This is a genomic window from Streptomyces sp. NPDC027962 (genome assembly GCF_055566095.1).
This window is the reverse complement of the sequence record NZ_JBVHTA010000013.1, coordinates 93,636-120,345: the sequence shown is the minus strand read 5'-3', so window position 1 is coordinate 120,345 and position 26,710 is coordinate 93,636. Positions and strand designations below refer to the sequence as shown.

General features: G+C 71.3%; 24 protein-coding genes. 8 read left to right on the top strand and 16 right to left on the bottom strand.

What is annotated here, in order from left to right; translation table 11 throughout:
* Positions 1 to 89: 89 nt before the first annotated feature.
* Together ptsP and ACZ4SA_RS15215 are read right to left on the bottom strand one after the other, a co-directional pair.
* On the bottom strand, positions 90 to 1,739 hold the full coding sequence (ptsP, locus tag ACZ4SA_RS15220; protein WP_468274151.1) for a phosphoenolpyruvate--protein phosphotransferase: 1,650 nt from the start codon (positions 1,737 to 1,739) through the stop codon (positions 90 to 92).
* Entirely contained in the window at positions 1,736 to 2,002 is a 267-nt protein-coding gene (locus tag ACZ4SA_RS15215) for an HPr family phosphocarrier protein (RefSeq protein ID WP_468274149.1), read from the bottom strand. Before ACZ4SA_RS15215 ends, ptsP begins: the two co-directional genes overlap by 4 nt.
* A 317-nt stretch (positions 2,003 to 2,319) precedes the next feature.
* On the opposite strand from ACZ4SA_RS15215, the gene ACZ4SA_RS15210 reads away from it, so the two are divergent.
* Genes ACZ4SA_RS15210 through ACZ4SA_RS15190 form a run of 5 tightly spaced genes read left to right on the top strand, consistent with a single transcriptional unit; the run spans position 2,320 to position 6,960 of the window.
* A complete protein-coding gene (locus ACZ4SA_RS15210; protein WP_468274146.1) occupies positions 2,320 to 3,081 on the top strand; it encodes a DeoR/GlpR family DNA-binding transcription regulator in 762 nt (253 codons plus the stop codon).
* Complete coding sequence (gene pfkB, locus ACZ4SA_RS15205) at positions 3,078 to 4,100, top strand: 1-phosphofructokinase (protein WP_468274144.1); 1,023 nt, start codon at positions 3,078 to 3,080, stop codon at positions 4,098 to 4,100. The genes ACZ4SA_RS15210 and pfkB overlap by 4 nt, the downstream gene beginning before the upstream one ends.
* Positions 4,093 to 5,484, top strand: coding sequence for a PTS mannitol transporter subunit IIBC (locus tag ACZ4SA_RS15200; RefSeq protein ID WP_468274141.1), 1,392 nt, complete (start codon positions 4,093 to 4,095; stop codon positions 5,482 to 5,484). The genes pfkB and ACZ4SA_RS15200 overlap by 8 nt, the downstream gene beginning before the upstream one ends.
* Positions 5,477 to 5,923: a PTS mannitol transporter subunit IIA gene (locus ACZ4SA_RS15195; protein WP_468274139.1), complete on the top strand. Its 447-nt coding sequence runs from the start codon at positions 5,477 to 5,479 to the stop codon at positions 5,921 to 5,923. The genes ACZ4SA_RS15200 and ACZ4SA_RS15195 overlap by 8 nt, the downstream gene beginning before the upstream one ends.
* A complete protein-coding gene (locus ACZ4SA_RS15190) occupies positions 5,920 to 6,960 on the top strand; it encodes a zinc-dependent dehydrogenase (RefSeq protein WP_468274137.1) in 1,041 nt (346 codons plus the stop codon). Before ACZ4SA_RS15195 ends, ACZ4SA_RS15190 begins: the two co-directional genes overlap by 4 nt.
* Positions 6,961 to 7,509: 549 nt before the next feature.
* On the opposite strand, the gene ACZ4SA_RS15185 is transcribed toward ACZ4SA_RS15190, so the two are convergent.
* The 9 genes from ACZ4SA_RS15185 to ACZ4SA_RS15145 form a co-directional block, all read right to left on the bottom strand.
* Positions 7,510 to 8,406, bottom strand: a complete 897-nt coding sequence (locus tag ACZ4SA_RS15185; protein WP_468274134.1) for a TrmH family RNA methyltransferase — start codon at positions 8,404 to 8,406, stop codon at positions 7,510 to 7,512.
* A gap of 80 nt (positions 8,407 to 8,486) precedes the next feature.
* Positions 8,487 to 9,719, bottom strand: coding sequence for a uroporphyrinogen-III C-methyltransferase (gene cobA / locus ACZ4SA_RS15180; RefSeq protein ID WP_468274132.1), 1,233 nt, complete (start codon positions 9,717 to 9,719; stop codon positions 8,487 to 8,489).
* A gap of 206 nt (positions 9,720 to 9,925) precedes the next feature.
* The gene (gene cobT / locus ACZ4SA_RS15175; RefSeq protein WP_468274129.1) at positions 9,926 to 13,501 is read right to left on the bottom strand and encodes a nicotinate-nucleotide--dimethylbenzimidazole phosphoribosyltransferase; all 3,576 of its coding nucleotides are present in this window, start codon (positions 13,499 to 13,501) and stop codon (positions 9,926 to 9,928) included.
* A 308-nt stretch (positions 13,502 to 13,809) separates the two neighbouring features.
* Positions 13,810 to 15,081: a precorrin-6y C5,15-methyltransferase (decarboxylating) subunit CbiE gene (gene cbiE / locus ACZ4SA_RS15170; RefSeq protein WP_468274127.1), complete on the bottom strand. Its 1,272-nt coding sequence runs from the start codon at positions 15,079 to 15,081 to the stop codon at positions 13,810 to 13,812.
* Positions 15,082 to 15,211: 130 nt separating this feature from the next.
* Complete coding sequence (locus ACZ4SA_RS15165) at positions 15,212 to 15,841, bottom strand: GNAT family N-acetyltransferase (RefSeq protein WP_468274124.1); 630 nt, start codon at positions 15,839 to 15,841, stop codon at positions 15,212 to 15,214.
* A 177-nt stretch (positions 15,842 to 16,018) separates the two neighbouring features.
* Positions 16,019 to 16,879, bottom strand: a complete 861-nt coding sequence (locus ACZ4SA_RS15160) for a MetQ/NlpA family ABC transporter substrate-binding protein (protein ID WP_468274122.1) — start codon at positions 16,877 to 16,879, stop codon at positions 16,019 to 16,021.
* 76 nt (positions 16,880 to 16,955) lie between these two features.
* Complete coding sequence (locus ACZ4SA_RS15155) at positions 16,956 to 17,627, bottom strand: methionine ABC transporter permease (protein ID WP_468274119.1); 672 nt, start codon at positions 17,625 to 17,627, stop codon at positions 16,956 to 16,958.
* Complete coding sequence (locus tag ACZ4SA_RS15150) at positions 17,624 to 18,694, bottom strand: methionine ABC transporter ATP-binding protein (protein ID WP_468274117.1); 1,071 nt, start codon at positions 18,692 to 18,694, stop codon at positions 17,624 to 17,626. Before ACZ4SA_RS15150 ends, ACZ4SA_RS15155 begins: the two co-directional genes overlap by 4 nt.
* Before the next feature lie 379 nt (positions 18,695 to 19,073).
* Positions 19,074 to 19,718, bottom strand: coding sequence for an HAD-IA family hydrolase (locus ACZ4SA_RS15145; protein WP_468274114.1), 645 nt, complete (start codon positions 19,716 to 19,718; stop codon positions 19,074 to 19,076).
* Positions 19,719 to 19,804: 86 nt separating this feature from the next.
* Here ACZ4SA_RS15145 and ACZ4SA_RS15140 point away from each other — a divergent pair, with 86 nt between their 5' ends.
* Both ACZ4SA_RS15140 and ACZ4SA_RS15135 read left to right on the top strand, forming a co-directional pair.
* On the top strand, positions 19,805 to 20,164 hold the full coding sequence (locus ACZ4SA_RS15140; RefSeq protein WP_468274112.1) for a hypothetical protein: 360 nt from the start codon (positions 19,805 to 19,807) through the stop codon (positions 20,162 to 20,164).
* 2 nt (positions 20,165 to 20,166) lie between these two features.
* Positions 20,167 to 20,607: a hypothetical protein gene (locus tag ACZ4SA_RS15135; RefSeq protein WP_468274110.1), complete on the top strand. Its 441-nt coding sequence runs from the start codon at positions 20,167 to 20,169 to the stop codon at positions 20,605 to 20,607.
* Positions 20,608 to 20,631: 24 nt separating this feature from the next.
* On the opposite strand, the gene ACZ4SA_RS15130 is transcribed toward ACZ4SA_RS15135, so the two are convergent.
* The 3 genes from ACZ4SA_RS15130 to ACZ4SA_RS15120 all read right to left on the bottom strand — a co-directional run bounded on the left by ACZ4SA_RS15130 (position 20,632) and on the right by ACZ4SA_RS15120 (position 23,295).
* Positions 20,632 to 21,135, bottom strand: coding sequence for a GNAT family N-acetyltransferase (locus ACZ4SA_RS15130; RefSeq protein WP_468274107.1), 504 nt, complete (start codon positions 21,133 to 21,135; stop codon positions 20,632 to 20,634).
* A 38-nt stretch (positions 21,136 to 21,173) separates the two neighbouring features.
* Positions 21,174 to 21,713 (bottom strand): sigma-70 family RNA polymerase sigma factor, encoded by a 540-nt coding sequence (locus tag ACZ4SA_RS15125; RefSeq protein ID WP_468274106.1) that lies wholly within the window; start codon positions 21,711 to 21,713, stop codon positions 21,174 to 21,176.
* 433 nt (positions 21,714 to 22,146) lie between these two features.
* Positions 22,147 to 23,295 carry a glycerophosphodiester phosphodiesterase gene (locus ACZ4SA_RS15120; protein ID WP_468274103.1) on the bottom strand — a complete coding sequence of 383 codons (1,149 nt, stop codon included), beginning with the start codon at positions 23,293 to 23,295 and terminating at the stop codon, positions 22,147 to 22,149.
* Between the two features lie 226 nt (positions 23,296 to 23,521).
* Between ACZ4SA_RS15120 and ACZ4SA_RS15115 the strand changes: the two genes are divergently transcribed.
* Positions 23,522 to 24,193 carry a lysophospholipid acyltransferase family protein gene (locus ACZ4SA_RS15115; RefSeq protein WP_468274269.1) on the top strand — a complete coding sequence of 224 codons (672 nt, stop codon included), beginning with the start codon at positions 23,522 to 23,524 and terminating at the stop codon, positions 24,191 to 24,193.
* A 406-nt stretch (positions 24,194 to 24,599) separates the two neighbouring features.
* Here ACZ4SA_RS15115 and ACZ4SA_RS15110 read toward each other — a convergent pair whose 3' ends face one another.
* Both ACZ4SA_RS15110 and ACZ4SA_RS15105 read right to left on the bottom strand, forming a co-directional pair.
* On the bottom strand, positions 24,600 to 26,144 hold the full coding sequence (locus ACZ4SA_RS15110) for an MFS transporter (protein WP_468274101.1): 1,545 nt from the start codon (positions 26,142 to 26,144) through the stop codon (positions 24,600 to 24,602).
* Positions 26,141 to 26,692: a TetR/AcrR family transcriptional regulator gene (locus ACZ4SA_RS15105; RefSeq protein ID WP_468274099.1), complete on the bottom strand. Its 552-nt coding sequence runs from the start codon at positions 26,690 to 26,692 to the stop codon at positions 26,141 to 26,143. The genes ACZ4SA_RS15110 and ACZ4SA_RS15105 overlap by 4 nt, the downstream gene beginning before the upstream one ends.
* Positions 26,693 to 26,710: the final 18 nt, after the last annotated feature.

The following is a 26,710-nucleotide window of genomic DNA, read 5'->3' as shown; positions in this document are numbered from 1 at the left end:
CTCGTCGGGCCTGATGACTGGGGCGGTGTGGGAGGGCAGCGGGACCGGTGAGGTTTGAGGGTCCCGGTGCCGCGGCGGATGCCGGCTGCTCAGGACATCCGGCGGCGGACCTCCGCACGTGCTGTGGCCGCGTCGGGTGCCTGGCGGGCCATGTCGGCCAGGGCCTGACAGTGGGCGTGGGAGTGTGAGGCGAGGGCGGCGCGGACTTCGGGCAGGCAGGCCGGGGCCATGGACAGGCTCGTGACACCGAGCCCTACCAGGACCAGGGCGAGCGCCGGGTCGGACGCCGCTTCGCCGCACACGCCGACGGGTCGGCCGAGGTCCGCGGAGGCGCGGGCGGTGGTGGCGACCAGGTCGAGGAGGGCGGGTTGCCAGGGGTCGAGAAGTTCGGCGAGGGCGCCGAGGGTTCGGTCGGCGGCGAAGGTGTACTGGGCGAGGTCGTTGGTGCCGATGCTGAGGAAGTCGCAGACGTCCGCCAGCCGGTCGGCGCGCAGTGCGGCGGCCGGGACCTCGACCATCGCACCGGCCACCGGTAGTCCGTATGAGCGGACCCGGGCGGCGAACTCCGCGGCCTCGTCGGGCAGGGAGACCATCGGCGCCATGACCCAGACGTCGGCGATGTTGCCGCGGGCCGCCTCGGCGATGGCGGCCAGTTGGGTGTCCAGCAGTCGTGGATCCCGCGCCGCGGTCCGCAGGCCGCGCACGCCGAGGGCCGGGTTCTCCTCGTCGTCGGCGGTGGCGAAGGGGAGCGGCTTGTCCGCGCCCGCGTCGAGGGTGCGTACGACCACCCGGCGGCCGTTGAAGGCGTCGAAGACCTGGCGGTACGCCTTTGTCTGCTCGTCGAGGCCGGGTGCCTCGGTTCGGTCGAGGTAGAGGAACTCGGTGCGGAACAGCCCGACGCCTTCGGAGTCAGCGGCGGCGGCGCGCGGGAGCTCGTGCGGTGCACCGAGGTTGACGAGTAGCGCCACCGGGTGCCCGTCCGCGGTGAGGCCGGGTCCATGGACGGCCGCCGCCCGGCCGCGGCGCCGTCGTTCCCGGCAGGCTGCCTCGGAGACCGCTTCCGGTGACGGGTCGACTTCCACCGTGCCGTCGTTGACGAGCACGGTCTGGCCGTTCTGCAGGTAGGCCGCCGAGGAGCAGCCGACGACGGCGGGCAGGCCGAGTGCCTTGGCGAGGATCGCGGTGTGGCTGGTGGGGCCGCCGCGTGCGGTGACCAGCGCCAGCACCCGCTTCGGGTCGAGGAAGGCGGTGTCGGCCGGGGCGAGGTCGTCGGCCACCAGAATGTACGGGTGGCCGGGGTCGGGCAGCCCCGGTAGCGGGAGTCCGAGCAGGTGGGCGACGGCGCGGTCGCGCAGGTCGTCCAGATCCGCAGCGCGTTCGGCGAAGTAGCCGCCGGCGGCCAGCAGCCGGGTGCGGAAGCCGTCGAAGGTGGCGGTCAGCGCGTGGGCGGGGTCGGTGCCCTGGTGGACCGCGTCTACCGCCTGATCGGCCAGGGCTGGGTCGGCCGCCATTTGCGCCTGGGCGTACAGCACGTCGGCGGCGGTCTGGTTGGGGGCTCGCGCGGCGCGGTGGTCAAGGTCTGCGACCAGGCTGGTCAGGGACCGGCGCAGGGCGGCCGCGTCGGCTTCGGGGTCGGTGACCGGGCGGGGGGCGGGCAGTTCGGGCGGTGGCGTCATCCGGGCCACCGGACCCGAGGCGCTTCCCGTGCCGACGCCGATACCGGGCAGGACCGCGCTCATGCGTCCAGGTCCTGAGACAGCAGCAGGGCCAGCTCTTCGAGGGCGGCCTGGGCATGCTCGCCCTCGGCGGCGAGCTGCAGGGTGTCGCCGTGCTCCGCCGCGAGAGCCAGCACGGACAGCAGACTCCCGGCGTCCACGGGGGGCTGGCCGGGGCGGCCGACGGTGACCTTGACGGGCTGGCGGGCTGCGGCCTGCACGAACAGGGTGGCCGGGCGGGCGTGGAGCCCGTGCCGCGGGCCGACGGTGATCAGGAGGTGGGGCATCGCGATTCCTTCGACGGTGATGGCGAGCGGCAGCCTTCAGGAAGGGGTCGGCTACCGCGTATGTGTGTGGTGGTGGGGCAGTCCGAAGGCGGTCGGACTGCCCCAAGTCCGGACCCGCGGTCAGGGGGGTACGTGTCCGGACGTCTGTGGTTGCCGCCCGAGGGAGGCGGTTTTGACGGTTCTACGTCCGCCAGCCCGGTGATGTCAACACATTCAGAAATAGAATCAACGCACTCAGACGTATTGCCTTTCCTGCGGATGCGAGTAAGGTCCGTCGTAGACAGGCATCACCCCACATGAAACGGACCTGAACCCACATGTACGCACCCGAGCGTCAGCAACGGATCGTTCAGCTGGCCCAGGAGCGCGGCCGGGTCGAAGTCCCCTCGCTGGCAGAAGACTTCGGCGTCACACAGGAGACCGTCCGGCGCGACCTGACCGTTCTGGAACGGGCGGGACTGCTGCGCCGGGTGCACGGCGGCGCACTGCCCGCCGGCGGACTCCACCTTGAACCGGGGCTAGCGGAGCGGGACTCCACCGCCGCGGCCGACAAGGAGCGGATCGCCAAGGCCACCCTGGCCCTGCTGCCCGAAGAGGGCAGCCTGTTGCTGGATGCCGGCACCACCGTCTCCCGGCTGGCCGTCATGCTGCCCGTGGACTCCACACTCACCGTGGTCACCAATGCGCTCCCGGTGGCCGCCCGGCTCGCGGATCACCCCCAGCTGGACCTCCACCTGGTCGGCGGCCGGCTGCGGCACCGTACCCAGGCGGCGGTGGACGCCTGGGCCCTGCGCGACCTGGCCGACCTGGATGCGGACACCGCTGTCATCGCGACCAACGGCTTCTCACCGGAAGGCGGACTGACCACCCCGGACCTCGCCGAGGCCGCGGTGAAGCGAGCCATGGTCGCCAGCGCCCGCCGGGTCATCCTGGTAGCAGACTCCTCCAAGTACGGCGCCCGGCACTTCGCCCGGTTCGCCACGCTGCGGCAGGTGGACGTGCTGGTCACGGACACCGGGCTGACCGAGGAACAGGCCGACGAGATCGCCGGCCTCGGACCGGAGGTGATCCGGGCATGATCGTCACCATCACCCCGAACCCGAGCCTGGACCGCAGTTTCGAACTGGAACGGCTGTCCCGGGGCGAGATCAACCGTGCGGCAGCCGACCGGGTGGACCCCGGCGGCAAGGGCGTCAACGTGTCCCGGGCATTGAACGCCGCCGGGCACCGGACGACAGCCGTGCTGCCGCTCGGCGGGTTCTCCGGAATGCTGCTGTCCGAGCTGCTCAGCCGCCAGGGCATCGAGGTGGCATCTGTATCGGTGCGCGGCGACACGCGGATCAACGTCAGCGTGGTCGAGAAGAACGGCGCACTCACCAAGATCAACGCGCCGGGCCCTGAACTCACCGCAGACGAATCGGACGCCCTGCTGAACGCCGTGCGCGACCTGATCGGGCCGGACACCGACTGGCTGGCCTGCTGTGGCAGCCTGCCGCGCGGTCTGGCGCCCCAGTGGTACGCCGATCTGGTGGCGCGGGTCCACGACGGCGGCGCCCGTATCGCGCTGGACACCTCGGGTTCCGCGCTGCTGGCGGCGCTCACAGCCCGTCCCGACGTGGTCAAGCCCAACCGGGAGGAACTCGCCGAGGCAGCCGGCCGCCCGCTGGCCACCATCGGCGAAGCGGTGGACGCGGCAGGCGAGCTGCGCAGGCTCGGTGCCCAGCAGGTGCTGGCCAGCCTCGGCGCGGACGGGATGCTGCTGGTCGCGGAGGAGGGCAGCTGGTACGGCAGCGCGCCCGTGGCCACGGTTCGCAGTGATGTAGGAGCGGGTGATGCCTCGCTCGCAGGCTTCCTCGGCGCAGGCGGCGCCGGACCGAAGGCCCTGGCAGCGGCGGTGGCACACGGTGCCGCCGCGGTGAAGCTACCGGGCAGCGCAATGCCGACACCGGCCGATCTCGATCCGGCCGGAGTCACTGTCACGGCGGACATTCCGCTGGACCGGCCGCTCGGCGGCCAAAACGGCGGGCCCACGGCCGGCCGGAGGTCGGGGACGTTTCACATCCCTACACCGAAGCGGATCGGAGAATGTCATGACTGACACCGCGCAACTCAAGCACCTGGAAGGCCATGGGTTCAGGGCCAGGGTCCAGCGTCTTGGGGGCCACCTGGCCGGCATGGTGATGCCGAACATCGCGGCCTTCATCGCCTGGGGCCTGATCACCGCGCTGTTCATCCCGACCGGCTGGCTGCCCAACGAGACGCTCGCCAAGCTGGTCGGGCCGATGATCACCATGCTGCTGCCGGTGCTGATCGGCTATACCGGCGGACGCCTGGTACACGGCCAGCGAGGGGCGGTGGTCGGCGCGATCGCCACGGTCGGCGTGGCGGTCGGCTCCGACGTCCCGATGTTCCTGGGCGCGATGATCATCGGCCCGCTGACGGCCTACCTGCTCAAGCTGGTCGACGGCGTCTCTGCCCGCCACACCCGCGCCGGCTTCGAGATGCTGGTGGACAACTTCACCGCCGGCATCCTGGGCGGCGCCATGGCTCTGGCCGGACTGCTCGGCATCGGGCCGGTCGTCTCAGCACTCACCAAGGCCGCGGGCAACGGTGTCGACTTCCTGGTCGACACCGGGGTCCTGCCTCTGGTGTCGGTCATCGTCGAACCCGCCAAGGTCCTGTTCCTCAACAACGCGATCAACCACGGGGTGCTCTCCCCGCTGGGCGTGCAGCAGGCCACCGAGACCGGCAAGTCGATCCTGTTCATGATCGAGAGCAACCCCGGCCCGGGCCTGGGCATCCTGCTCGCCTACTGGTTCTTCGGCCCCAGACGGCTGCGTCCCACCGTGCCCGGCGCGATCATCGTCCAGTTCCTGGGCGGCATCCACGAGATCTACTTCCCCTACGTGCTGATGAAGCCGCGCCTCATCCTCGCCGCGATCGCGGGCGGCATGGCCGGCGTGGCGACCGCCATGGCCACGGGCGCCGGCCTGGTCGCCACCCCGTCGCCGGGCAGCATCTTCGCCTACCTCGCGGTCACTCCCAGGGGCGGCTACTTCCCCGTCCTCCTCTCCATAGTGGTCGCCGCCGCTGTGTCCTTCGCCTCGGCCGCCGCACTGCTGCGCATCGGGCGCACCGAGGAGCCGGAGGCCGACGAGCCAGGGACCACCGACATGCGGTCGGTCCCCGCCACGGCGGTGACCAGCGTGGTCGTCGCCTGCGACGCGGGCATGGGCAGCAGCGTGATGCTGGCCAGCCAGCTGACCAAGCGGCTCAAGCCGTACGGCGTGACGGCCACGCACAAGCCGGTCAACGACATCCCCCCGGGGACCCAGGTCGTGGTGACCCACAGCAATCTGGCCGATCGCGCCCGCGCGGTGGTGCCCGACGCGGTGATCATCCCCTTCGAGTCCTTCCTCAACGATCCGGCCTTCGACCTGCTCGAGGCCTCCATCCGAGACGGTGGTGACATCCATGGCTGACGTGCTGACCCGCGAGGGCATCCGACTGGGCCTGAGTGCCGACAACCGGTGGGACGCCGTGCGCCAGTGCGGCGCGGTGCTGGAGGAACTCGGCGCTGTGGACGACGGATACGGACTCACCATGCTGGAGCGCGAGCGCTCGATCAGCACCTACGTCGGCGAGGGCGTGGCCATCCCCCACGGGACCGAAGCCAGCCGCGACCTGGTCCGCCGCACCACCCTCGCCGTTCTCCAGTTCCCCGTCGGCGTGAACTGGGACGGCGAAACGGTCACCACATGCGTGGCCATCGCTGCCAAGGGCGACGAACACGTCGCGGTGCTTTCCGCGCTCGCCCTCGTCCTCCTGGAACCCGACCAGGCGGAAAGGCTGCGTTCTTCCTCCGACCCCGACGAGATTTACCACCTGCTCAAGTCGATCAGTAAGGACATTGCACCATGAGAGTGGCACGCTTCTACGCCCCCGGTGACCTCCGGCTGGAGGACGTACCGGAGCCCTCACCGCAGCCGAACGAGGTCAAGATCCGCGTACGGAACTGCTCGACCTGCGGCACCGACGTGAAGATCTTCAACCACGGCCACCAGCACCTGTCCCCACCGCGTGTGATGGGACATGAGATAGCCGGCGAGATCGCCGAGGTCGGCGCCGAGGTAGACGGCTGGTCCGTGGGCGACCGCGTCCAGGTCATCGCCGCCGTACCGTGCGGCGACTGCCACGACTGCCACCGCGGCCGCATGACGATCTGCCCGAACCAGACCTCCGTCGGCTACCAGTACGACGGCGGCTTCGCCGAATACCTCATCATCCCGCACGCCGTCCTCACAGTGGACGGACTCAACCGGATCCCCAACGGCGTGAGCTTCGCCGAGGCATCCGTCGCCGAACCCCTCGCCTGCGTCCTCAACGGCCAGGAACTCGCCGGAGTCGGAAGCGGCGACGACGTGGTCGTGATCGGGGCCGGACCGATCGGCTGCCTGCACGTGCGCCTCGCCCGCGCCCGCGGCGCCCGCCGGGTGATCCTGGCCGACCTCAACGCCGCGCGACTGGAGAAGTCGGCCGCCCTCGTACAGCCGGACGAGACGGTCTGCGGAGCGGACGGCGACATCGTGGAGGCGATCCTCAAACTGACCGACGGCCGGGGCGCCGACGTGGTGATCACCGCAGCCGCCTCGGGCGCGGCACAGGAAGACGCGCTGCGCATGACCGCACGCAGCGGCCGCGTCAGCCTCTTCGGCGGCCTGCCCAAGACCGCCCCCACCATCACCCTCGACTCCAACCTCGTGCACTACCGCGAACTGACCATCGTCGGCGCCAACGGCTCCAGTCCCGCCCACAACAAGCGGGCCCTGGAACTGATCGCCTCCGGTGCAGTCCCCGTAGGCGACCTGATCACCCACCGGATGCCTCTGGACAAGGTCCCGGACGCGATCAGCACCGTCGCGGCCGGTGACGCGATCAAGGTGACGATCGAACCCTGACACCCGCCGCCGGTCGCGGTGGCCCGGTCGCACCGCCGAGACGGTCCGACCGGGCCGGCGCGACCCGCACGAAGCAACGAGGGGGCGGCCACCGCCACCGATGACCACTCAGTGGCGTGGACGCTGATCCCGGGACGGGCCGAGCCCGTCGACACCTCTCCGGCAGGCAACCCGACAGGGATACCTTGACGAAAACATAGAGGCACCCCCCGCTCACCGCAGCCCGCGCCGAATGAGCCGCGCGGACCGACACGACCACCAACGCCGAGGCCGCGCGATCCCGCCGGTCCAAGACCAGCCCGAGGGCTGCGACTCCGACGTCGTGCTCCGATGGCTGTCGCGAACGCCCAGCCCAAAGGCCTCGCCCGCCCCTCCGCTCCAGGGACTTTTCAGGGACCTTCAACACTGTCCGAGGGACTTCCGAGGGATTCTTCGCCGCCCAACACAGCAAGCCCCTGAAAGATCAGAAAGGGTCTCCATCGCAGATCAGAGGCTCTTTTCAAGGCAAAGCCGCAGGCAGCGGCAGACGAGTCGGGCTGCACGCCGGGTTCAGGCAGCTCGCGGCCGGGTGGCGTAGAAGGCCACAGCCGAGGCGGCCGCCACGTTGAGGGAGTCGACACCGGCGTCCATCGGGATGCGGACGTGCTCGTCGACAGCGGCGAGGGTCCCGGGGGTGAGGCCGGCGCCTTCCGTGCCGAAGACCAGGGCGAGTCTCTCGTCGTTCCGCGCGGCGAGTTCATCGAGGGTGATCGCTCGGTCACTCAAGCAGAGCGCGGCGACCGTGAAGCCCGCGGAACGCAAGACCTCGACATCCTTCGGCCAGGACTCCAGGCGAGTCCACGGCACCTGGAAGACGGCCCCCATCGAGACCTTCACGGACCTACGGTAGAGAGCATCGGCACAGCGCGGGGTGAGAAGGACCGCGTCGACGCCTAGGGCAGCGGCGTTCCTGAAGGCAGCCCCCAGGTTGGCATGATCAACGATATCCTCGAACACGGCGACGCGCCGAGCTGCACCTTCTTGCAGACCCGAAGGCACCACCGCGCCGATGTTGGTGTGGTCGTTGACCGATTCCATGACGACCACCCGGCGGGCGGTGGACAGGAGTTCGGCCGCCGCGGGGAGGGGCTTGCGCTGCATGGACGCGAGGGCGCCCCGGTGCACGTGGTAGCCGGTGACACGTTCCGCGACGGCGGGGTCGACGGCGTACACGGGCGCCGGGACCTCGTCGATGACGTCGCGCATCACGTCGACCCACTTGGCGGAGAGCAGCATCGACCGCATCTTGTAGCCGGCCTGCCGGGCGCGGCGGATGACCTTCTCGCCCTCGGCGATGAACAGGCCTTCCGCCGGTTCGCGGCGGCGGCGCAGTTCGACGTCGGTCAGACCCGTGTAGTCGCACAGGCGGGGGTCGTCGGGGTCCTCGACGGTGATGAGTTCGGCCACAGGGTGATACTGCCTTCTTGGATGTGCGGTGCCAACGGTTCCCGCACGACGCGGTTACCGGTGGTTACGTGTGCCGGTCGTTACTTGGTCGGGCCGACGGAGACGACGTCACCGATGACGATGACCGCCGGAGGCCGTACGTCCTGCGCCGTCACGGCCTCCGCCACCGTGGCGAGCGTGGCGTCCACCCTCCGCTGGGCGGCGGTCGTGCCCTCCTGGACGAGGGCCAGCGGGGTGTCGGGCGCCTTGCCGTGGGTGATGAGGGCCTGCGCGATGGCGCCGATCTTGTCGACTCCCATGAGGATCACCAGTGTGCCCCGCAGGCGGGCCAGGGACTTCCAGTCGACGAGCGAGCGCGGGTCGTCGGGGGCGACATGGCCGCTGACGACGGTGAACTCGTGAGCGACGCCGCGGTGGGTCACCGGGATACCGGCGGCGGAGGGGACCGAGATGGAGCTGGAGATGCCGGGCACGACGATGCAGGGGATGCCCGCCTCCGCGAGGGCCTGGGCCTCCTCCATGCCGCGGCCGAAGACATACGGGTCGCCGCCCTTGAGCCGCACGACTGCCTTGCCGGCCCGGGCGTGCTCGATCAGGGCGTTGTTGATGGCCTCCTGGGCCATGAACCGACCGTACGGGATCTTCGCGGCGTCGATCACCTCGACGTGCGGCGGGAGTTCGTCGAGCAGGTCGCGCGGGCCGAGGCGGTCGGCGATGACGACGTCGGCCTCCGCGAGCAGCCGGCGGCCGCGGACGGTGATCAGGTCCGGGTCGCCGGGTCCCCCGCCGACGAGGGCGACGAACGGGGCGCGGCTGCGATGGTGCGGCGCGGCGAGGGTGCCGTCGCGCAGCCCCTCGACGATCGCGTCGCGTACGGCGGCGGAACGGCGCGGATCGCGGCCGGTGAGGACGGCGACGGTCACGCCGTCGCTGCGGCCTGTGGCCGGGGTCCAGGCCGTGGCGGCTTCCGCGTCGTCGCTGCGGACGCACCAGGTCTTGGTCCGCTCGGCCTCCGCGGACGCGCGGGCGTTCGCGTCGGGGTCGCCGGTGGCGACGAGGGCGTACCAGGCGTCGGCGATGTCGCCGTCCTCGTAGCGGCGGCGGGTCCAGGTGATCTCGCCGGACTCTGCCATGGCCTCGACGGAGGGGGTGGCGGACGGGGAGATCAGGGTGACGTCGGCGCCGGCCGCGACCAGGGCCGGGAGCCTGCGCTGGGCGACCTGCCCGCCGCCGATGACGACGACGCGCCGCCCGGCGAGACGGAGACCGACGGGGTAGGCGGGTTGCTCGGCGTGCGGGACGTGCTCGGCCATGGCGGTGCGGCTCCTCGGGCGGGGCAGTGCGGTGAGTGAGGCCGCTGCGACGCTGAAGCGGCTGGTGGGGGCGGGTGCAGGATCCTGGCCACCACGATACGACCCCGGGCCGGGGGCCTCGGGGGCCGTTGCGGAACAGTTGCTTCCGAGACCTGTGCGCCGCGCACCCGGTACGGAGCGGACCGGGTGCGCGGTGCGGAAGCGACCTACTTCTCGGTGACGCCGGCCGAGTCGAACGTCGCCACCTCGTGCATGGCGCGCGCGGCACTCTGCACCACCGGCAGCGCCAGCAGGGCGCCTGTGCCCTCGCCGAGGCGGAGATCCAAATCGACCAGCGGACGCAGGCCCAGCTTGTTCAGCGCCGCCACATGGCCGGGCTCCGCGCTGCGGTGACCGGCGATGCACGCGGCCAGCGCCTCGGGGGCGATGGCGCGGGCGACGAGGGCCGCCGCGCCCGTGCTGACGCCGTCGAGGACGACCGGGGTCCGCAGCGAGGCGCCGCCGAGGATGAGACCGACCAGCGCGCAGTGCTCCAGGCCGCCGACTGCCGACAGAACCCCGATCGGGTCCGCCGGGTCGGGCCGGTGGAGTTCGAGGCCGCGACGGACGACGTCCACCTTGCGGGCGTGCATCTCGTCGTTGATGCCGGTACCGCGACCGGTGATCTCCGACGGGTCGGCGCCCGTGTAAACGGAGATCAGCGCTGCGGACGTGGTGGTGTTCGCAATGCCCATCTCACCGGTGAGCAGCGCTTTGTTGCCGGCGGCCACCAGGTCGCGGGCGGTCTCGATGCCGACCTCGATCGCCGAGAGCACCTCCTCCCGGCTGAGAGCCGGTCCGGTGGTGAAGTCGGCGGTGCCGGGGCGCACCTTGCGCGGCAGCAGGCCGGGGGTGGCCGGCAGGTCGGAGGCCACGCCCACGTCGATGACGCAGACCTCGGCCCCGACCTGGTTGGCGAAGGCGTTGCAGACCGCCCCGCCGCCGAGGAAGTTGGCCACCATCTGGCCGGTGACCTCCTGGGGCCAGGCGGTGACGCCCTGGGCGTGCACGCCGTGGTCGCCCGCGAAGATCGCGACGGCCGCGGGCTCCGGGATCGGCGGCGGGCACATCCTGGAGAGGCCGGAGAGCTGTGCGGAGATGATCTCCAGCATCCCCAGCGCACCGGAGGGCTTGGTCATCCGCTTCTGGCGTTCCCACGCCTCGCCGAGCGCCTTGGCGTCCAGCGGGCGGATGTTGGTGATGGTCTCCTGCAGGAGGTCGTGCGGTTCCTCGCCGGGCAGCGCCCGGCGGCCGTACGTCTCCTCGTGGACGACCCACGACAGGGGGCGGCGCTTGGACCAGCCCGCCTGCATCAGCTCGGGCTCCTCGGGGAACTCGTCGACGTATCCGACGCAGAGGTAGGCGACGACCTCGAGGTGCTCGGGCAGACCGAGCGTACGGACCATCTCGCGCTCGTCGAAGAAGGAGACCCAGCCGACGCCGAGCCCTTCCGCGCGGGCGGCGAGCCAGAGGTTCTCGACGGCGAGCGCCGAGGAGTAGGGGGCCATCTGCGGCTGGGTGTGCCGGCCGAGGGTGTGCCGGCCGCCGCGGGTGGGGTCGGCCGTGACGACGATGTTCACCGGGGTGTCGAGGATGGCCTCGATCTTCAGTTCCTTGAACTGCTTCGCCCGGCCCTTGGGCAGCGACTTGGCGTACGCCTCGCGCTGGCGCTGGGCGAGTTCGTGCATCGTGCGGCGCGTCTCGGCAGAGCGGATGACAACGAAGTCCCAGGGCTGGGAGTGGCCGACGCTGGGCGCGGTGTGCGCCGCTTCGAGGACCCGCAGGAGTACCTCGTGCGGGATGGGGTCGCTGCGGAATCCGTTGCGGATGTCGCGGCGTTCGCGCATGACGCGCAGGACCGCTTCACGTTCGGCGTCGTCGTAGCCGGGCGCGGGGGCCGTGACGCTCTCGACCGGCTGTGGGGCCTGCGGGGGCTCGCCGGCGGGCTCGCCGTCGGCCGCGACGGGAGGCGCGATGGTGTCCTGGCCGGGAGCGGGCTCGACTGGCTCCGGAGCGGGGTGCGTGTCCGTCAGTGCCACGTCCGCGGGGGTCCCGCCGGGACCCGCTTCGGGAACGGTGTCGGACGCCGCCCCGGCTGCAGCGGGTACGGGCTCCGCGACGGCCTCGGGGGCGGGTTCCGGCGCGGCTTCGGCAGCCGGTGCGGGCGCAGGGGCCGCGGCTTCCGCGGCCGGCGCGGGCACGGCTTCCGGCACGGGCTCCGCCTCGGGAGCCGGCGCGGACGGCGCGGCGGCCGGAGTCTCTGCCTGCGGGACCTCGACGGGGGCGGGTTCAGCGGGAACGGGCTCGGTCTGCGGAACCTCGGCCTCGGCCTGCGGGACCTCTGCGGCAAGCACGGGCTCGGCCTCCGGGACGGGGGCCGGCTCCTTCGGCGCCACCGGCTCGGAGCCGCCCATGCGCGGAGCGGGCACGGTTGCCTCCGCCGCGACGGGCGCCTGCTCCGACGCGGCCTCAGCCGCAGCCTGTTCGGCCGTCGGCTCTGTCGCCGGTTCGGCCGACGCCGCCGGTTCGACCGACGCCGCCGGTTCGACCGATGTCTGCGGGACGACCGTTTCTGCGGGGGCCATGGGGGTGGCCGTGGGCGCCTGGTCCTGTGGAGGCCGGGGATCCCAGGGGGCACCGGCCTGCGGAGGGATCTCCCCCAGCTGCGGGCCGGGCAGCTCGGCGGCGGGCTCCTCGCGCGGTACGTCGAGGTATTCCACGCCCGTCTGGGCGGGCTGCGCCGGGGTGGGGCGGACGACCATCGGGTGCGGCGGCGTTCCCGCGGGCCCTCGGTCGGCGAGCGAGCGGACTACGCCGCTGGAGGTATCGGGCACAGGCGGTCCCATGTGGAGCGGGCGACGCGCCGGCGGGGGCGTCGTCATGGCGGAAGTGGCGGCCGCGGGCATACGTACGGCGCCAAGGTCGACGGATCCGGAGTCACGGCCACCCGCCTCGTGGGCGCCGGTCTCGTGGCCCGCCGTCTGCGTGGCGGCGGCCGCCTCGTACTGCGGCGCGCCCTGCGCGTGCGCTGCAGCGGCGACCGCCTCGGCCGGGGCTTCGGCCTCGACAGAAGCCTCGACAGGGGGCTCGACAGAGGCGTCGGCCGCGACGGGGGCCTGCGCGGCGACGGCGGCCGAGTCGGCCGGCGCCACGCCCGGGACCACCGACATCGTCCCCTGCACCTGCACCAACGGCTCCTGCGCGGCGGCTTCCTGCGCCGGGACCTGGAACTGCTGAGAGTCCTGGGGCATGGCCCGGACGTCCTGGAACTGGGGCTCCTGGGCTGCCGGAGGCACCGCGACGAACTCGGGGGCCGCCACCGCCTCCGGCGCCGGCCCCGACGCGAACGCGGGCTCCCCCGACCCCTGCTCGACACCGTGCACCGCCGGGGCGGCCTGGTAGTCGTGTGCCTGATAAGCGGCGGAGCCGTAATCGGTCTGGTACTCGCCGCTCTGTTGCAGCGCCGCGTCCTGGGGCGCCATCGGCTGAACTGCCGCGGGCGCCACCGCGTACTGATCGGTGGCGGGCGCCGCCTGCATGTTCCCGGCCGGAGCCGTGGCAGCGCTCTGGTGGTCGCTCCACGCGCCCTGTGCACCAGGCATCAGCAGCAGGTCGTCCTCTTCCGGGCTGTTCTCGGAGGGTTCGAGGTAGGTGTACGCGCCGGGAGCGGGGACGCCCGGCTGCTCCACCATGCCTGCGTTCTCCGGCAGCCCCTCGCCCGGGATCTGGCCGGTGTCAGTCATGCGCGTACCCCTCGCCCATCGGTTGCTCCTTCGCCCATCGCCCGGGACGTCCGACAGCGGCATACCTGACGCCCGTCAACAAGAACGAGCGTGTGCGCCGCGCGGCACGATTGACCCTCGGACCCAGACATTGTCGCGGTCGTTCGCCGCCGCGGCAGCAAGATCCGCCGCGGTCGGCTGTGGGCTGCGCCACGTCGCGCGACCCCCCGGTATCGGCGTACCACATTTGGGAACCAAAGTGGCTCCCTTTTCCGGACATTGACGAACGAAGCGACGAACACCCGGCTGCGGTACAACGATCGGCCAGCCTACCCCGGACCGTCCGTGGCGGGGGGCCGGGGGCGCGGGTCGGGCTGCCGTCCGCAGAGCAGGAAGACGACCGACCGCTCCCGCTCCGACCAGTCGGAGGTGTCCATTTCGACGGACTGGAGCAGGGCGCATTCGACGGCGTATCCGCCCGCGGCGAGCGCCGCACCGATGGCCTCCGCCTCGTCACGCGTGGAGGCGTGGGCGACGATGCGCTCCGGCCGCCGGTCCGCCACGGCGGTGACGACCGGCACTCCCCCGCCGCCGATGCGCACGACGTCGGGTTCGGGCAAACGTTCGAGAACGTGCGGCGCTCGTCCCTGGACCACTTGGAGTTGGACACCAACGCGGCGGGCCGCCGCCTCGGTGCGACGACAGGCGTCGGGGTCGGCGTCGACGGCGATCACGGCGGCACCGAAACGCGCGGCTTCCGCGGCGAGTGCGCCACTGCCGCTGCCGATGTCCCAGAGGAGGTCACCGATGCGGGGTCCCAGCCTGGCGAGTTGCGCCGCCCGCAGTCCGGCGTATTCACCTTCGCCTGTGGCCGCTTCGGTGTGTTCGCCCGTGGCCGTCTCGGCGTGTGGCAGCGCCCAGCCGCGCAGGGCCGGCGGGTAGCCCGGGTCCCGGCCGGCGATCCAGCCGCCGAGGCCGGTGTGGGCGGCGGCGCTGCCGGTGCCGCCGATGACGATGACGACATTGGGGTCGCGCCACATGTGGTCGGCGACCTTGTCGGAGGTGAGGACGGTGACCTGTTCCCGATCGGTGCCCAGTTCCTCACAGATGACGAAGGTGCGGTGGATGCCGTCGAGCAGCAGCGCCAGCTCGGCGGGCCCGGCGCCCGGGGAGGTCAGGACCGCGACCTTGGTGTGGGCCCGGCACACGTTGACCGCGCGGCGCAGCGTACGGCTGTGTGCGACGACGATCTGGGCGTCGTCCCAGGGCATGCCCGCCCTTGCGAAGGCAGTGGCCACGGAGGCCACGGCGGGGACGACCTCGACCTCGAGGCCGTACTCGGGTGCCCGCAGCGTGCGTACGACGCCGAAGAAGCCGGGGTCGCCGTCGGCGAGGACGACGGCGCTGCCGCGGTGTCCGGCGATCCTGCGGGCGGCGAGGTCCACGCTGCCGAGCCGGATGCGTTCGGCGGCGGGCGGTACTTCGGGCAGTGCCAGGTGGTGGGCGGCGCCGGCCACCAGGGTGGCGGCCGACAGCGCGGACCTGGCCGCCTGGGTGAGCGGCGAACCGTCCCAGCCGATCACCGTGACCCGGTCGGCCATCGTCGTCAGTCTCCTGGAGGTTGTCGCAGGTCGGAGCAGTCGCGCGGGTATGCGTCGCAGGGTGAGGGTACCTGGCGGCCCCGGCGGCCGGCCCTGGGGAGGGGCGTCCGCGCGCCGCGCGCCGGGGCGATCAGTTCCAGTCGGTGAAGGAGGTGTAGCCCGCCTCGGCCATGCGGTCGGCCTCCAGGTCCTCGGGCAGCAGGCTCCACACGATGAGATCGGTACGGATCTCCGCCCACGTGCCGTCCTGTGTCTGGGTGCGCGCTATCCAGGCGTTGCGCAGGACGCCTTCGCTGATGCAGCCGATCTTCTGTGCCACCTGCTGGGAGGCTGTGTTGTCCGCCGCGGTGCGCAGTTCCATGCGCTCGAACTTCTGGTTGCGGAAGAGCCACTGGGCCACGGCGAGGACGGACTCGGTCGCGTATCCCTCGCCGCGCGCCCAGGGGGCCGTGACGTAGGACACCTCGGTGGACAGTGTGCGCCAGTCGGTGTTCTGCAGGTGGACGACGCCGACGAGCCGCTGGGTGAGGAACTCGGTGACGGCAAGGACGATGCCGTGGCCCTCCGCGCGTATCGCAGGAGCGATCCTGCGCACCCATTCCTCGGAGTCCGCGGCCGTGTAGGGGTGCGGCACAGAGGTCCATGCGGTGACCGTCTCGTCGTTCATCATCTCGGTGTGGGCCGCGATGTCGGCGTCCTCGTAGGGGCGCAGCACCAACCGCTCCGTACTGATGGACACGTCCGGGAAGGCGGTAGTCATGCGCAGCTCCATGCCGAAGACTGTCGATAAATGGTCAAAGCCGTTGGGTCGTCGTAACCGTAAAGGCACAGCATGCAACATCGGGTGCGGGCCGTGCATGGCCGGGTGGGGTACGACGGCGGCCCCGCGCACCTTGGTAGGTGCGCGGGGCCTGAGTCAAGTGAGGCTGCTCGAGCCTTACTTGGCGGCGCCGAAGGCGGGCACGAGGGAGCCTGCGTACTTGTCCTCGATGAACTTCTTCACCTCGGGCGAGTTGAGAAGCCCGGCGAGCTTCTGCACACGGCTGTCGTCCTCGTTGCCTTCCTTGACGGCGAGGAAGTTGGCGTACGGATTGCCCTCCGCCTTCTCCAGCACCAGCGCGTCGGAGGCGGGCTTGAGGTCGGCCTCGATGGCGTAGTTGCCGTTGATGACGGCGGCGTCGACGTCGTTCAGGGCGCGGGGCAGCGTGGCTGCCTCCAGCTCCTTGAACTTCAGGCCCTTCGCGTCGGCGATGTCGGAGAGCTTCGCGTCGGTGCCCACACCGTCCTTGAGGGTGATCAGACCGTTGTCGGCGAGCAGATGGAGCGCGCGGCCCTCGTTGGTGGTGTCGTTGGGGACCGCGACGGTCTGGCCGGCCTTGATGTCCAGGATGTCGTCGGCCTTCTTGGAGTAGAGGCCGAGCGGCTCGAGGTGGACGTTGACGACCGGGGCGATGGTCGTCTTGTTCTTCTTGTTGAAGTCGTCGAGGTACGGCTTGTGCTGGAAGAAGTTGGCGTCGACCTGGCCCTGCTGGGTGGCGGTGTTCGGCAGGACGTAGTCCGTGAACTCCTTGACCTCCAGCTTGAGGCCCGCCTTGGCCGCCAGGTTGTCCTTGACATAGGTCAGGATGTCGGCGTGCGGCGTGGGAGACGCCGCGACGACGAGCGCCTTGGACCCGTCGGCCTTGGTGCCGGAGTCGGACCTGGCGCCAGGATCGGAGGCCGTGCCGCAGGCGGTGAGGCCGAGGGCGAGAGCTGCGGTGGCGGCGGCAGCCGCGGTGAGCTTGATCTTCTTACGCACGAAAAGTGCCTCTTTCTGGTGGTGGAACGTCGCCCGGACAAGGAGTGCGGGCTGTGTGGGGAGAGAAGGTCGGGGCTCAGCTCGCAGCGCGTCCGCGCCGGACGAGGAGCCGGACGACTCCGTCGCCGACGAGCTGCACGATCGTCACGACGGCGATCAGGATCACGACCGTGATGAGCATGAACTGCGTCTCGAAGCGCTGGAATCCGTAGGTGACGGCCTTGGATCCGAGGCCTTCGCCGCCGACCGCGCCGGCCATCGCCGAGTAGCCGACGAGGACGATCACGGTGGTGGTGACGGCGGAGACCAGCGAGGGCAGTGCCTGCGGCAGCAGCACTTTGCGGACGATGGTGGGGATCGAGCCGCCCATGGACTGGACCGCTTCGACCAGACCGTGGTCGACCTCGCGGACAGCCGTCTCCACGAGCCGTGCGAAGAAGGGGATGGCGCCGACGGCGAGCGGCACGATCATCGCGGTGGGGCCGATGAAGGTGCCGACGACAAGGGTCGTGAACGGGATCAGCGCGATCAGCAGGATGATGAACGGCAGCGAGCGGCCGATGTTCACGGTCACGCCGACAACCTTGTTCACCGGGGTGTTCTGCAGCAGTCCCCCCTTGTCGGTGAGGACGAGGAGCACACCGAGCGGCAGTCCGCCCGCGACGGTGACGAGGGTGGACCACAGCACCATGTACAGGGTGTCGAGGGTTCCCTGACTCAGCAGGGGCTCCATCTCGGACCAGGTCACTTCGCGACCTCCTTGACCAGCTCGGGGGCGCCCTGCGCGGGGACGAAGGCCGACCGGCCGCCGGGGCCGACGATGTCGACCTGGAGGCCCTGCTCGCGCAGGAAGCCGACCGGGACGACGTTCTCCTCGTAGCGGCCGGGCAGTTCGATGCGCATCCGGCCGATCTGCTTGCCGCCGACGGTGTCCATGGCGGCGCCGAGGATCGAGATGTCGATGTTGTACGTGCGCGAGAGCTGGGAGATCACGGGCTGGGTGGCGGCCTCGCCGTGGAACGTGACGTCGATGACCGTGCGGTCGGGGCCGGAGGCCTCGCCGCCCACCGGGAACAGCTCCTGGGCAAGCTCGGAGCCGGGGGTCGCGAGCAGTTCGCTCACCGTTCCGGATTCGATGATCTTCCCCTTCCTCATCAGGGCGGCCGAGTCGCAGATCGTCTTGACGACGTCCATCTCGTGGGTGATCAGCAGCACCGTGAGTCCGAGCTGCCGGTTGAGGTCACGCAGGAGCTGGAGGATCGAGCGCGTGGTCTCGGGGTCGAGGGCGCTGGTGGCCTCGTCGGACAGCAGCACCTTCGGGTCGCCGGCGAGTGCGCGGGCGATGCCGACGCGCTGCTTCTGGCCGCCGGAGAGCTGGCCGGGGTAGGTGTTGGCCTTGTCGGCGAGGCCCACCAGGTCGAGGAGTTCCAGGGCCTTGCGGGAGCGCTGGGCACCCGAGACGCCGAGGATCTCGAGGGGGAGCTCGACGTTGCCCTTGACGGTCCTCGACGACAGCAGGTTGAAGTGCTGGAAGACCATGCCGATGCGGCTGCGTGCCTCGCGAAGTTCCTTGGAGGCGCGGCGGCCTCGGCCGGCGAGGGCGGTGAGGTCCGTTCCGTCGACGGTCACGGTGCCGGAGGTGGGGCGCTCGAGGAGGTTGACGCAGCGGATCAGCGAGGACTTGCCGGCGCCGCTCTGGCCGATGACTCCGAAGACCTCGCCTTCACTGACGTGCAGGTCGACGCCGTCCAGAGCGGTGACCTCGCGGCCGCCTCGCGACTGGTAGACCTTGGTAAGGCCCGTAGTGGTGATCAAGGGGTTTCCGTCACTGTCGAGTGCACGGCGCGGTGTCCGCCGGGCACGGGGCATTCAGTTCCGACGCGGCACGGCCGGTTCGGCTGGTGGCCGGGGCAACGTGTGCGCGGGGCAGGCTCGGTCCGGGTGCGTTCCTGGTTCTTCCGGGGACGATCGGACGCGGCGCGACTGTCGGTCTCGCTTCGGGGCGCGAGGCTCTGGCAGGGGCCCTCAGATGGCGCACATTCGACACATACAACGAGCACCGGGCGTCGTGATCGCCTCGGTCGCAAAGGTGCGGCTGCTCGTCGTGGTCATGGCTGCAAGTAAAACAGACAGGCCGTCGATCGAACCGGCACTGTCCGCATAGCGGACGCTTCTGGCACGCTATGCGGACAGCTCATTCCCCGGCGGTGATCTCGACGCCTACGGCGGTGACCTGCACCGAGACGGCGGAGAGGTCGGGGACGACCACGTCGGCCGCGAGTTCCTCGCGCCCGTGCGTTGTGGTCAATGCCACCGTTCGCATGCCCGCGGCGCGTCCGGCGGCAAGACCGGCGGGAGCGTCCTCGAAGACCACGCAGCGGGCGGGATCAACGCCGAGGCGGCGTGCGGCGAGCAGGAACGGCTCCGGGTCGGGCTTGCCACGGGTCACGTCGTCGGCGGCGATCATCATCTTGGGCAGCACGCCGACCTCCGCGAGCCGGGCCTCGGCGAGCCGCCGGGTGGCGGAGGTGACCACGGCCCACCGCTCCGGGGGGAGCTGCGCGAGCAGGGCGGACGTCCCGGGCAGCGCCACCACTCCGCCGGCCACGTCCTCGACCTCGAGGTGCTCGATGCGCGCCACCGCCTCGGGGAGGATGCGGGCGGGCAGCAGGTCGGCAGCTATCTCGGCGGCCGGGCGGCCGTGCAGCTCGACGCGGGCGAACTCCGCCGTGATGCCGTACTCACCGGCCCACCGGGTCCAGCAGCGGTTCACCGACTCCATGGAGGAGATGAGGGTTCCGTCGTTGTCGAACAGCAGGGCTTCGGCGTGGAGCTTCATGCCGCCGACCATAGGTGGGCAGTCGCCCTCCGGTTGCGCCGGGGCCGCGCGCATCGCGCCCTTTGGCCCGTAATACCCTCGAGCCCATGCTTGACGCCCTGACGGTCGCGGTCGCCGTGACCGCGCTCGCCCTCGCCGTGTGGTGCGGCTTCGCCGCGTACCGCGACCAGCCCACCAAGGACTGGCACTTCATCGGCATGGCCGTGGTGAGCGTGCTGGCGCTCGCGCAGCTGGTCGTCGGGATCGTCCAGCTCGGACGGGGCGAGAACGCCGCCGAGGGCACCGCGATCTTCCTGTCGTATCTGATCGGCTCCGCTCTGGCGGTGCCCGCGGCCGGCTTCCTGTCACTGGCCGAGCGGACCCGCTGGGGCTCGGCGACGGTCGCGGCCGGCGCGGTGGTGCTCGCGGTCCTCGAGGTGCGGCTCCACGACATCTGGGGAGGCTGACCATGGCCGAGCCCACCGCGCAGGAGGACACGCACGAGAGCACGCATAAGAAGCGGACGAAGCTGGTCGCCGGACCGGGGCTGCTGCTGGTCTGGCTCTACGGTGTGATGTCCGTCGGCGCCGTGTCCCGGTCCGTCTACCAGATCCTCACGGACTTCGGCAGCGCCCCGCTCGCGCATGTGCTGTCGGCCGTCGCGGCCGTGGTGTACGCCTTCATCACCTACACGCTGGTGCGGGGCGGCGAGACCGCCCGCAAGGCGGCGCTGGTGTGCTGCGCCGCCGAGCTGGCGGGCGTGCTCATCGTGGGGACGTGGACGGTACTGGACCCGTCGGCGTTCCCCGACTCGACGGTGTGGTCCGAGTACGGGATGGGCTACATCTTCATCCCGGTGCTGCTGCCGGTCACCGGGATGCTCTGGCTGCGGCGCTCGCGGGTCTCCTGAACTCTCCGGGACTTGCTCGAGGCGTCAGGCGCTGGCCGCATACGCGCCGGCGGACGACTCCTTCTCCAGGGTGACCAGGGTCAGGCGCGGTCCGACCTGCTCGCGGGAGACCGGCACATAGCCGCGGCTGCGGTACAGCCGCAGGTTGCTCTCGCTGCGGTGGCCGGTGAAGAGCTGGAACCGCTTGGCCGCCGGGTCCCCGGCGAAACGCTGCTCGATCGCGTCGAGCAGCCGGCCGCCCAGGCCGTGCCGCTGCATCCGGGGATGGACGATCAGCTTGGCGATGCGGGCCGTCCCCGTGGCGTCCGTCCGGGCGCGCACGGAGGCGACGACCTCGTCACCGAGCTTGGCGACGAGGGCGGGGCCCTCGGCGATTTCGGCCCTCAGGTCCGCGAGCGACTGGGTCAGGGGCTCGATTCCGTAGTCGCCGTAGAGCTCGGCCTCGGTCTGATAGCACAGATACTGCAGCTTGAGGATGTGCTCCGCGTCGGTCTCCGCCGCCGCCGAGATGGTCACGCTCATGCCCATGTGCGCACGCCTCCCGCTCACCTGTCACCACCGGTTGTCTACCGCTCCTTTCCCCGATGTTCAGGAGCTGCAACCTCTGTCGCGAGCATTCTGCGCAGACATCCCAGGCAACGGGAACGCAGCGGCCCCAGACTTCCTTGTGAGATACCCAACGTCCCTGCGATTTCTCGGTAGGTAGGGTCCTGGGGCGACAACATCGCAGTCAGCAGACGGGGGCAGTCCCCCGGAGTGCGGGCCACGGCGGCTCGCAGCGCACGACGGCGCTCGCTCCTGAGCACGGCGCGCTCGGGCCCGCCCGCAGGGTCGGCGGAGGGTTCCTGACGGTACGGAAGTTCACGCGCGGCCTTCCTGCGGGCGCGGCGCGCCTCCGCCCGTACGGCAGCCCTGACCCAGCGCACGGCGTCGGGCGGCAGCCCGTCGCCGCCGAGCCGCTCCAGAAGCCTTACCCATACGGCCTGTTCCAGGTCACCGGCCTCCATCGAGGCGCCGGGTGCTTCAGCCGTGGCCTCGGCGCTCACCAGGTCCCTGAGCGCGCCGACGACATGGACGGGGGTCGGTGTTTCGTCGAGAACGGTCACGCCGGGCGGGACGGCGGACGGAGGGGCAGCGGTTGCCCGGCGACGCTGCCGTCACCCGTACGGGGTGGAGCGGGGGCGCGGCCGTCCGGGGATCACGGGCGACGCCGCGTCAACCTCGTGTGGAGACAGCGGTTGACGCGGCGTCGGGCCGCGCGGGCTCCGGAGCCGGACCGGCGGCGTCGGCGGCGGCCGGAGTCGGGCCCCGCGGAGTCGGCGCCCGACCACGCGGCGTAGGCCAGCGGCGTTGCCGACCCGGCGGCGTCGGCGGTGGCCGGAGTCAGGCCGGCAGAGTCGGTTGCCGACCGCGCAGCGTCGGGCCGCGCGGGCTCCGGAGCCGGACCGGCGGCCTCGGCGGCGGCCGGAGTCGGGCCCCGCGGAGTCGGCGCCCGACCACGCGGCTTCGGGCGGCACGGAGTCGGCTGCCTGCCCTGGCTCAGGCCGTGAAGTCGGCTGCCGCCAGCAGGCCCGTGTCCGGGTTGTCGGTGAAAATGCCGTCGATCCCCGTCGCGAAGTACACCTGGTATGCACCGAAAACATCCCCGTAGGCATTCGGGTCGGTGCCGCGCCGGAAGTCGGCGGGAAGGAACGTGTTCTCGTTGCGCATTGTGTAGGGGTGCAGGATCAGGCCCTCGGCGTGGGCGTCCCGCACCAGCGTCGTCGGCGTCGTCAGACGGCCGTTCGTGTCCTTCGGGATGACCAGGTCCAGCGTCGGGCCGAGGCCCTGGGCGAACGAGGCGATCCACTTCAGGCCCTCCGGCTTGACCAGATCCGCTACGGTGCGCGGGTCGCCGGCCTCCACGAAGTCCCACGGGCGGGAGCTCGCGCCCGACAGAAGGACGACCCGCGGCGAGGACACGAGCTTCGCCATCCGCTGCATACTGCTCGGCTCGAACGACTGCACGAAGACCGGCGAGTTGTGGCGGTGCCGCCCGTACCGGCGCAGCAGCTTCGCCAGCGGCTCCTCGAGGCCGAGACCGAGCCCGCGGAAGTAGCTGGGATGCTTGGTCTCGACGTGCAGCCACACCGGGCGGCCGCGCCGGCGGCCCTCCCGCTCGGCCCAGCGCAGCACCTCCTCGAACGTGGGCACGGTCCAGCGGCCGTCATAGAGGGTGTTCTCCTCGCGGGTGCCGGGGATCCGCTCCTTGGCACGCAGGGTCTTCAGCTCGGCGAGCGTGAAGTCCTCGGTGAACCACCCGTTCAGACTGACGCCGTCGACCGACTTCGTGGTCCTGCGCGCTGCGAACTCGGGATGCGCCGCGACGTCCGTCGTACCGGTGATGTCGTTCTCATGACGGCATACGAGATGCCCGTCCTTCGTCGGCACCAGGTCCTGCTCGATGACATGCGCGCCCATGTCGAGGGCGTGCCGGTAGGAGCCGATGGTGTGCTCGGGACGGTAGCCGCTGGCGCCGCGGTGGGCGATCACGGTGGGCACGGGCAGGTCCCCACCGGGCGGGCGCCCGCTTCCCCTGCGTTCACCCGCCTGCGCCGGGCCGGCGCCGACGCCGAGCGCGGCGGTGGTGAGGACCGCGGCTCCCAGCACACTCCGACGCGCCGGACCACTGCTCGCACCTTGTGTCATGAAACGTTCCTCCATGTGACGTCCCGCACTGTCAAGCGACGCCCGATGGTAGGCAGTTGAGCCTTCGCGACGGCAGACCCTGCACGAACACGGCGGAAACACACGTCAACGCCGCGTATCAGCTCCATGAACCCGATGTGCGATCCGGGGTGACCCGCGAGTATCGTCCTCACCTGCACAGACTTCACCGGCCATAACCGCCCGCCCCATGACACCGGAGGACCCGTTGTCCCGCTTGACGCTCATCAAGGCAGTGCTCGGGCCGATCCTGCGCCTGATGTTCCGCCCGCGCGTGGAAGGCGCGGCGAACATCCCCGGAACGGGGCCGGTGATCCTCGCCGGGAACCACCTCACCTTCATCGACTCGATGATCCTTCCGCTGGTGTGCGACCGGCCGGTGTACTTCATCGGCAAGGACGAGTACGTCACGGGCAAGGGCCTGAAGGGTCGCACCATGGCCTGGTTCTTCACCGGCTGCGGCATGATCCCGGTCGACCGCGACGGCGCCAACGGCGGCGTGGCGGCGCTGATGACGGGCCGCCGAGTGCTGGAGGAGGGCAAGATCTTCGGCATCTATCCGGAGGGCACGCGCTCCCCCGACGGCCGCCTGTACCGGGGCCGCACGGGTATCGCCCGCCTGACCCTGATGACCGGCGCGCCGGTCGTCCCGTTCGCCGTGATCGGCACCGACAAGCTCCAGCCGGGCGGCGCGGGCCTGCCGCGTCCCGGCCGGGTGTCGATCCGCTTCGGCGAGCCGATGGAGTTCTCCCGCTATGAGGGCATGGACCGCGACCGCTACGTGCTGCGGGCGGTGACGGACTCGGTGATGGCGGAGGTCATGCGGCTGTCGGGGCAGGAGTACGTGGACATGTACGCGACCAAGGCGAAGGCCGCATAGCGCTTTTTGCGGGGGCGCTGCCCCGGGCCCCCGGGCGCGTCTGAGCCGGCAGGGCCGGAACCTGCCGCCCCTGTCGGGGCTCCGCCCCGAACCCCGCGCCCTCCGTGTCGCAGGGCCAGAACCTTGCCCTGTCGATACTCCGCCCCGAACCCCGCGGCTCAAACTCCCCCTACGGCCTGGCGACCGTGGGCGGTACCCCCGGCGGGGCTGACTTTGCCGGCGTTACGGCGGGCCCTGGCATGGCCCTCCACGCCGCAGGACTGGCTTCCTCGGCGCGATACGGCGCCCCAGGCTCGGCCGCCACGTGGGCAGCGCCCACCTCGGCAACGCGGCACGGCTCCCGACGCAGTAGCGGTGCAGCGGGAAGGGGCGGGCGGGGAATGATCCCCGGCCCGACCCTGACGCGTCAGTGTTCGACGCCGTCCACCAGTTTCTGGCCCCGTAGCAGGAACCACGCCACCACCGCAGTCACCAGCAGCACCACCGCTCCCGCGCCCGCCGCCAGGCTCAGGCCGTCGACGAAGGCCTCCTGCGCCGCGGCGACCAGCGCCTGGGCCTGGTGTGTCGGGAGTACCGCCGAGGCCTCGACCGCGCCGCCCAGCGATTCGTGGGCGGCGACCGCGACGCCCGCCGGTGTGCCTTCGGGGGCGGTGAAGTCCCGGTAGACGCCGTTCACGATCGAGCCCAGCAGCGCGATGCCGAGCGCCGCACCCAGTTCGTACGCGGTCTCCGACACCGCGGACGCCGCTCCCGCCTGCTCCTTGGGGACGCTGGAGAGGATCACGTCCGTGGTGACCGTGAACGAGAACCCGGCGCCCGCACCGACGATGAGCAGGGCCGCTCCGAGCAGCGGATAGCCGGTCGTGCTGTCGAGCAGGGTCAGTACGGCGAGGGCGAGTCCGACGGCGGCGAGGCCGCCGGCCACCACGGAGCGGACGGAGAAGCGGCGTGCGACCTTGCCGGCCACAAGCCCCGTGGCGACCGCGCCGATCGCGGCGGGCAGTTCGGCGAGGCCCGCCTCGAGCGGCTCGCGGCCCTGGACCAGTTGCAGGAACTGGGACAGGAAGAACACCAGGCCGGACAGGCCAAGAATGGTCAGGAGATCCGCGAGTACCGCTCCGGAGAAGCCCCGGTGCCTGAACAGCCGCATGTCGAGCAGCGGCGTGTCGAGCGTGAGCTGCCGGCGGACGAATCCGTACAGTCCGGTGATGCCGATGAGCGCCGCGGCGCCGGCCTCCCAGCCCGGGCCGTGGCTCGCGGCCTCCTTGATCGCGTAGACGACCGCGACCATGCCGACGAGGGACAGAGCGACACTGGTGAGGTCCCACGGTCCGGTGACCGGGTTCTTCGACTCGGGCAGGAGCTTGATGCCGACAACGACGAGTACGGCCATCACGGGCAGGTTGATCAGGAAGACCGAGCCCCACCAGAAGTGCTCCAGCAGGAACCCTCCGACGACGGGCCCGACGGCCGCGCCGGCGGACGCCGCGGCGCCCCAGATGCCGACGGCGAGGCTGCGCTCCCGCGGGTCGTGGAAGATGTTGCGGATCAGCGCCAGCGTGGACGGCATCAGCGTCGCGCCGGCGACGCCGAGCAGCGCCCGCGCGAGGATCATCGTCTCGGGAGTGGTGGCGTACGCGTTGAGCACGGAGACCGCGCCGAACGCGACGGCGCCGCTCAGCAGCAGCTTCTTGCGGCCGATGCGGTCTCCGAGGCTGCCCATGGAGACCAGCAGGCCCGCGATGACGAACGAGTAGACGTCGCCGATCCACAGCAGCTGCGTACCGGTCGGCTTGAGATCCTCGCTGAGGAACGGGGTCGCGAGACCGAGGACGGTGGCGTCCACGGTCACCAGCAGAACGGCGAGGACGAGGACCGCGAGTGCCAGCCAGCGGCCGGGGCGGTACAGGGTCTCGTCCGTCCCGGTCGTGTGCTGGACGGTGCTGCTCATTTCTCCACTCTCCGTTGTGCTCCGCCGAGCAGGAGCTCGGCGGTCATGTACTGGAAGTCCTTCTGTGCGACCCGGCCGTCCATCACGGCCCAGGCGCAGGAGCCGATGAGGGCGTAGAGCGCCTCCGTCAGCCAGGCCGGTGTCAGATCGATGCGGAACTCGCCCTGTTGCTGGCCGCGCCGGAACAGGTCGCAGACCCGGGCGTCGAGACGGGCCCAGCCCTCGTTGATCTGGTCGCCCTCGAAGAGCTGGTTCTCGGTGTAGAGGAAGGCCAGCAGATCGGCGGCCGGTTCCGTCTCGGAGATCAGCCGGCGCAGTGCTTCGCCCGCACCGCCCTCATCGAGCCGCGCGCGGTCGAGCGCCGCCTCGAACTCCTGGATGCCGAGCTGCTCGAGCGCCCTGACCAGCGCGTCCCGGCCGGCGAAGTGCCGGTGCAGGGTGGCGCGGCCGATGCCGGCGGCCCGGGCGACCTCGTCCATGGTGGCGGTCGACTTACGGGCGAGGAGGGCGGCGGCTGCGCGGAGCACGTGTTCTCGGTCCATGGCCATGAGACAACCATAGCCCAC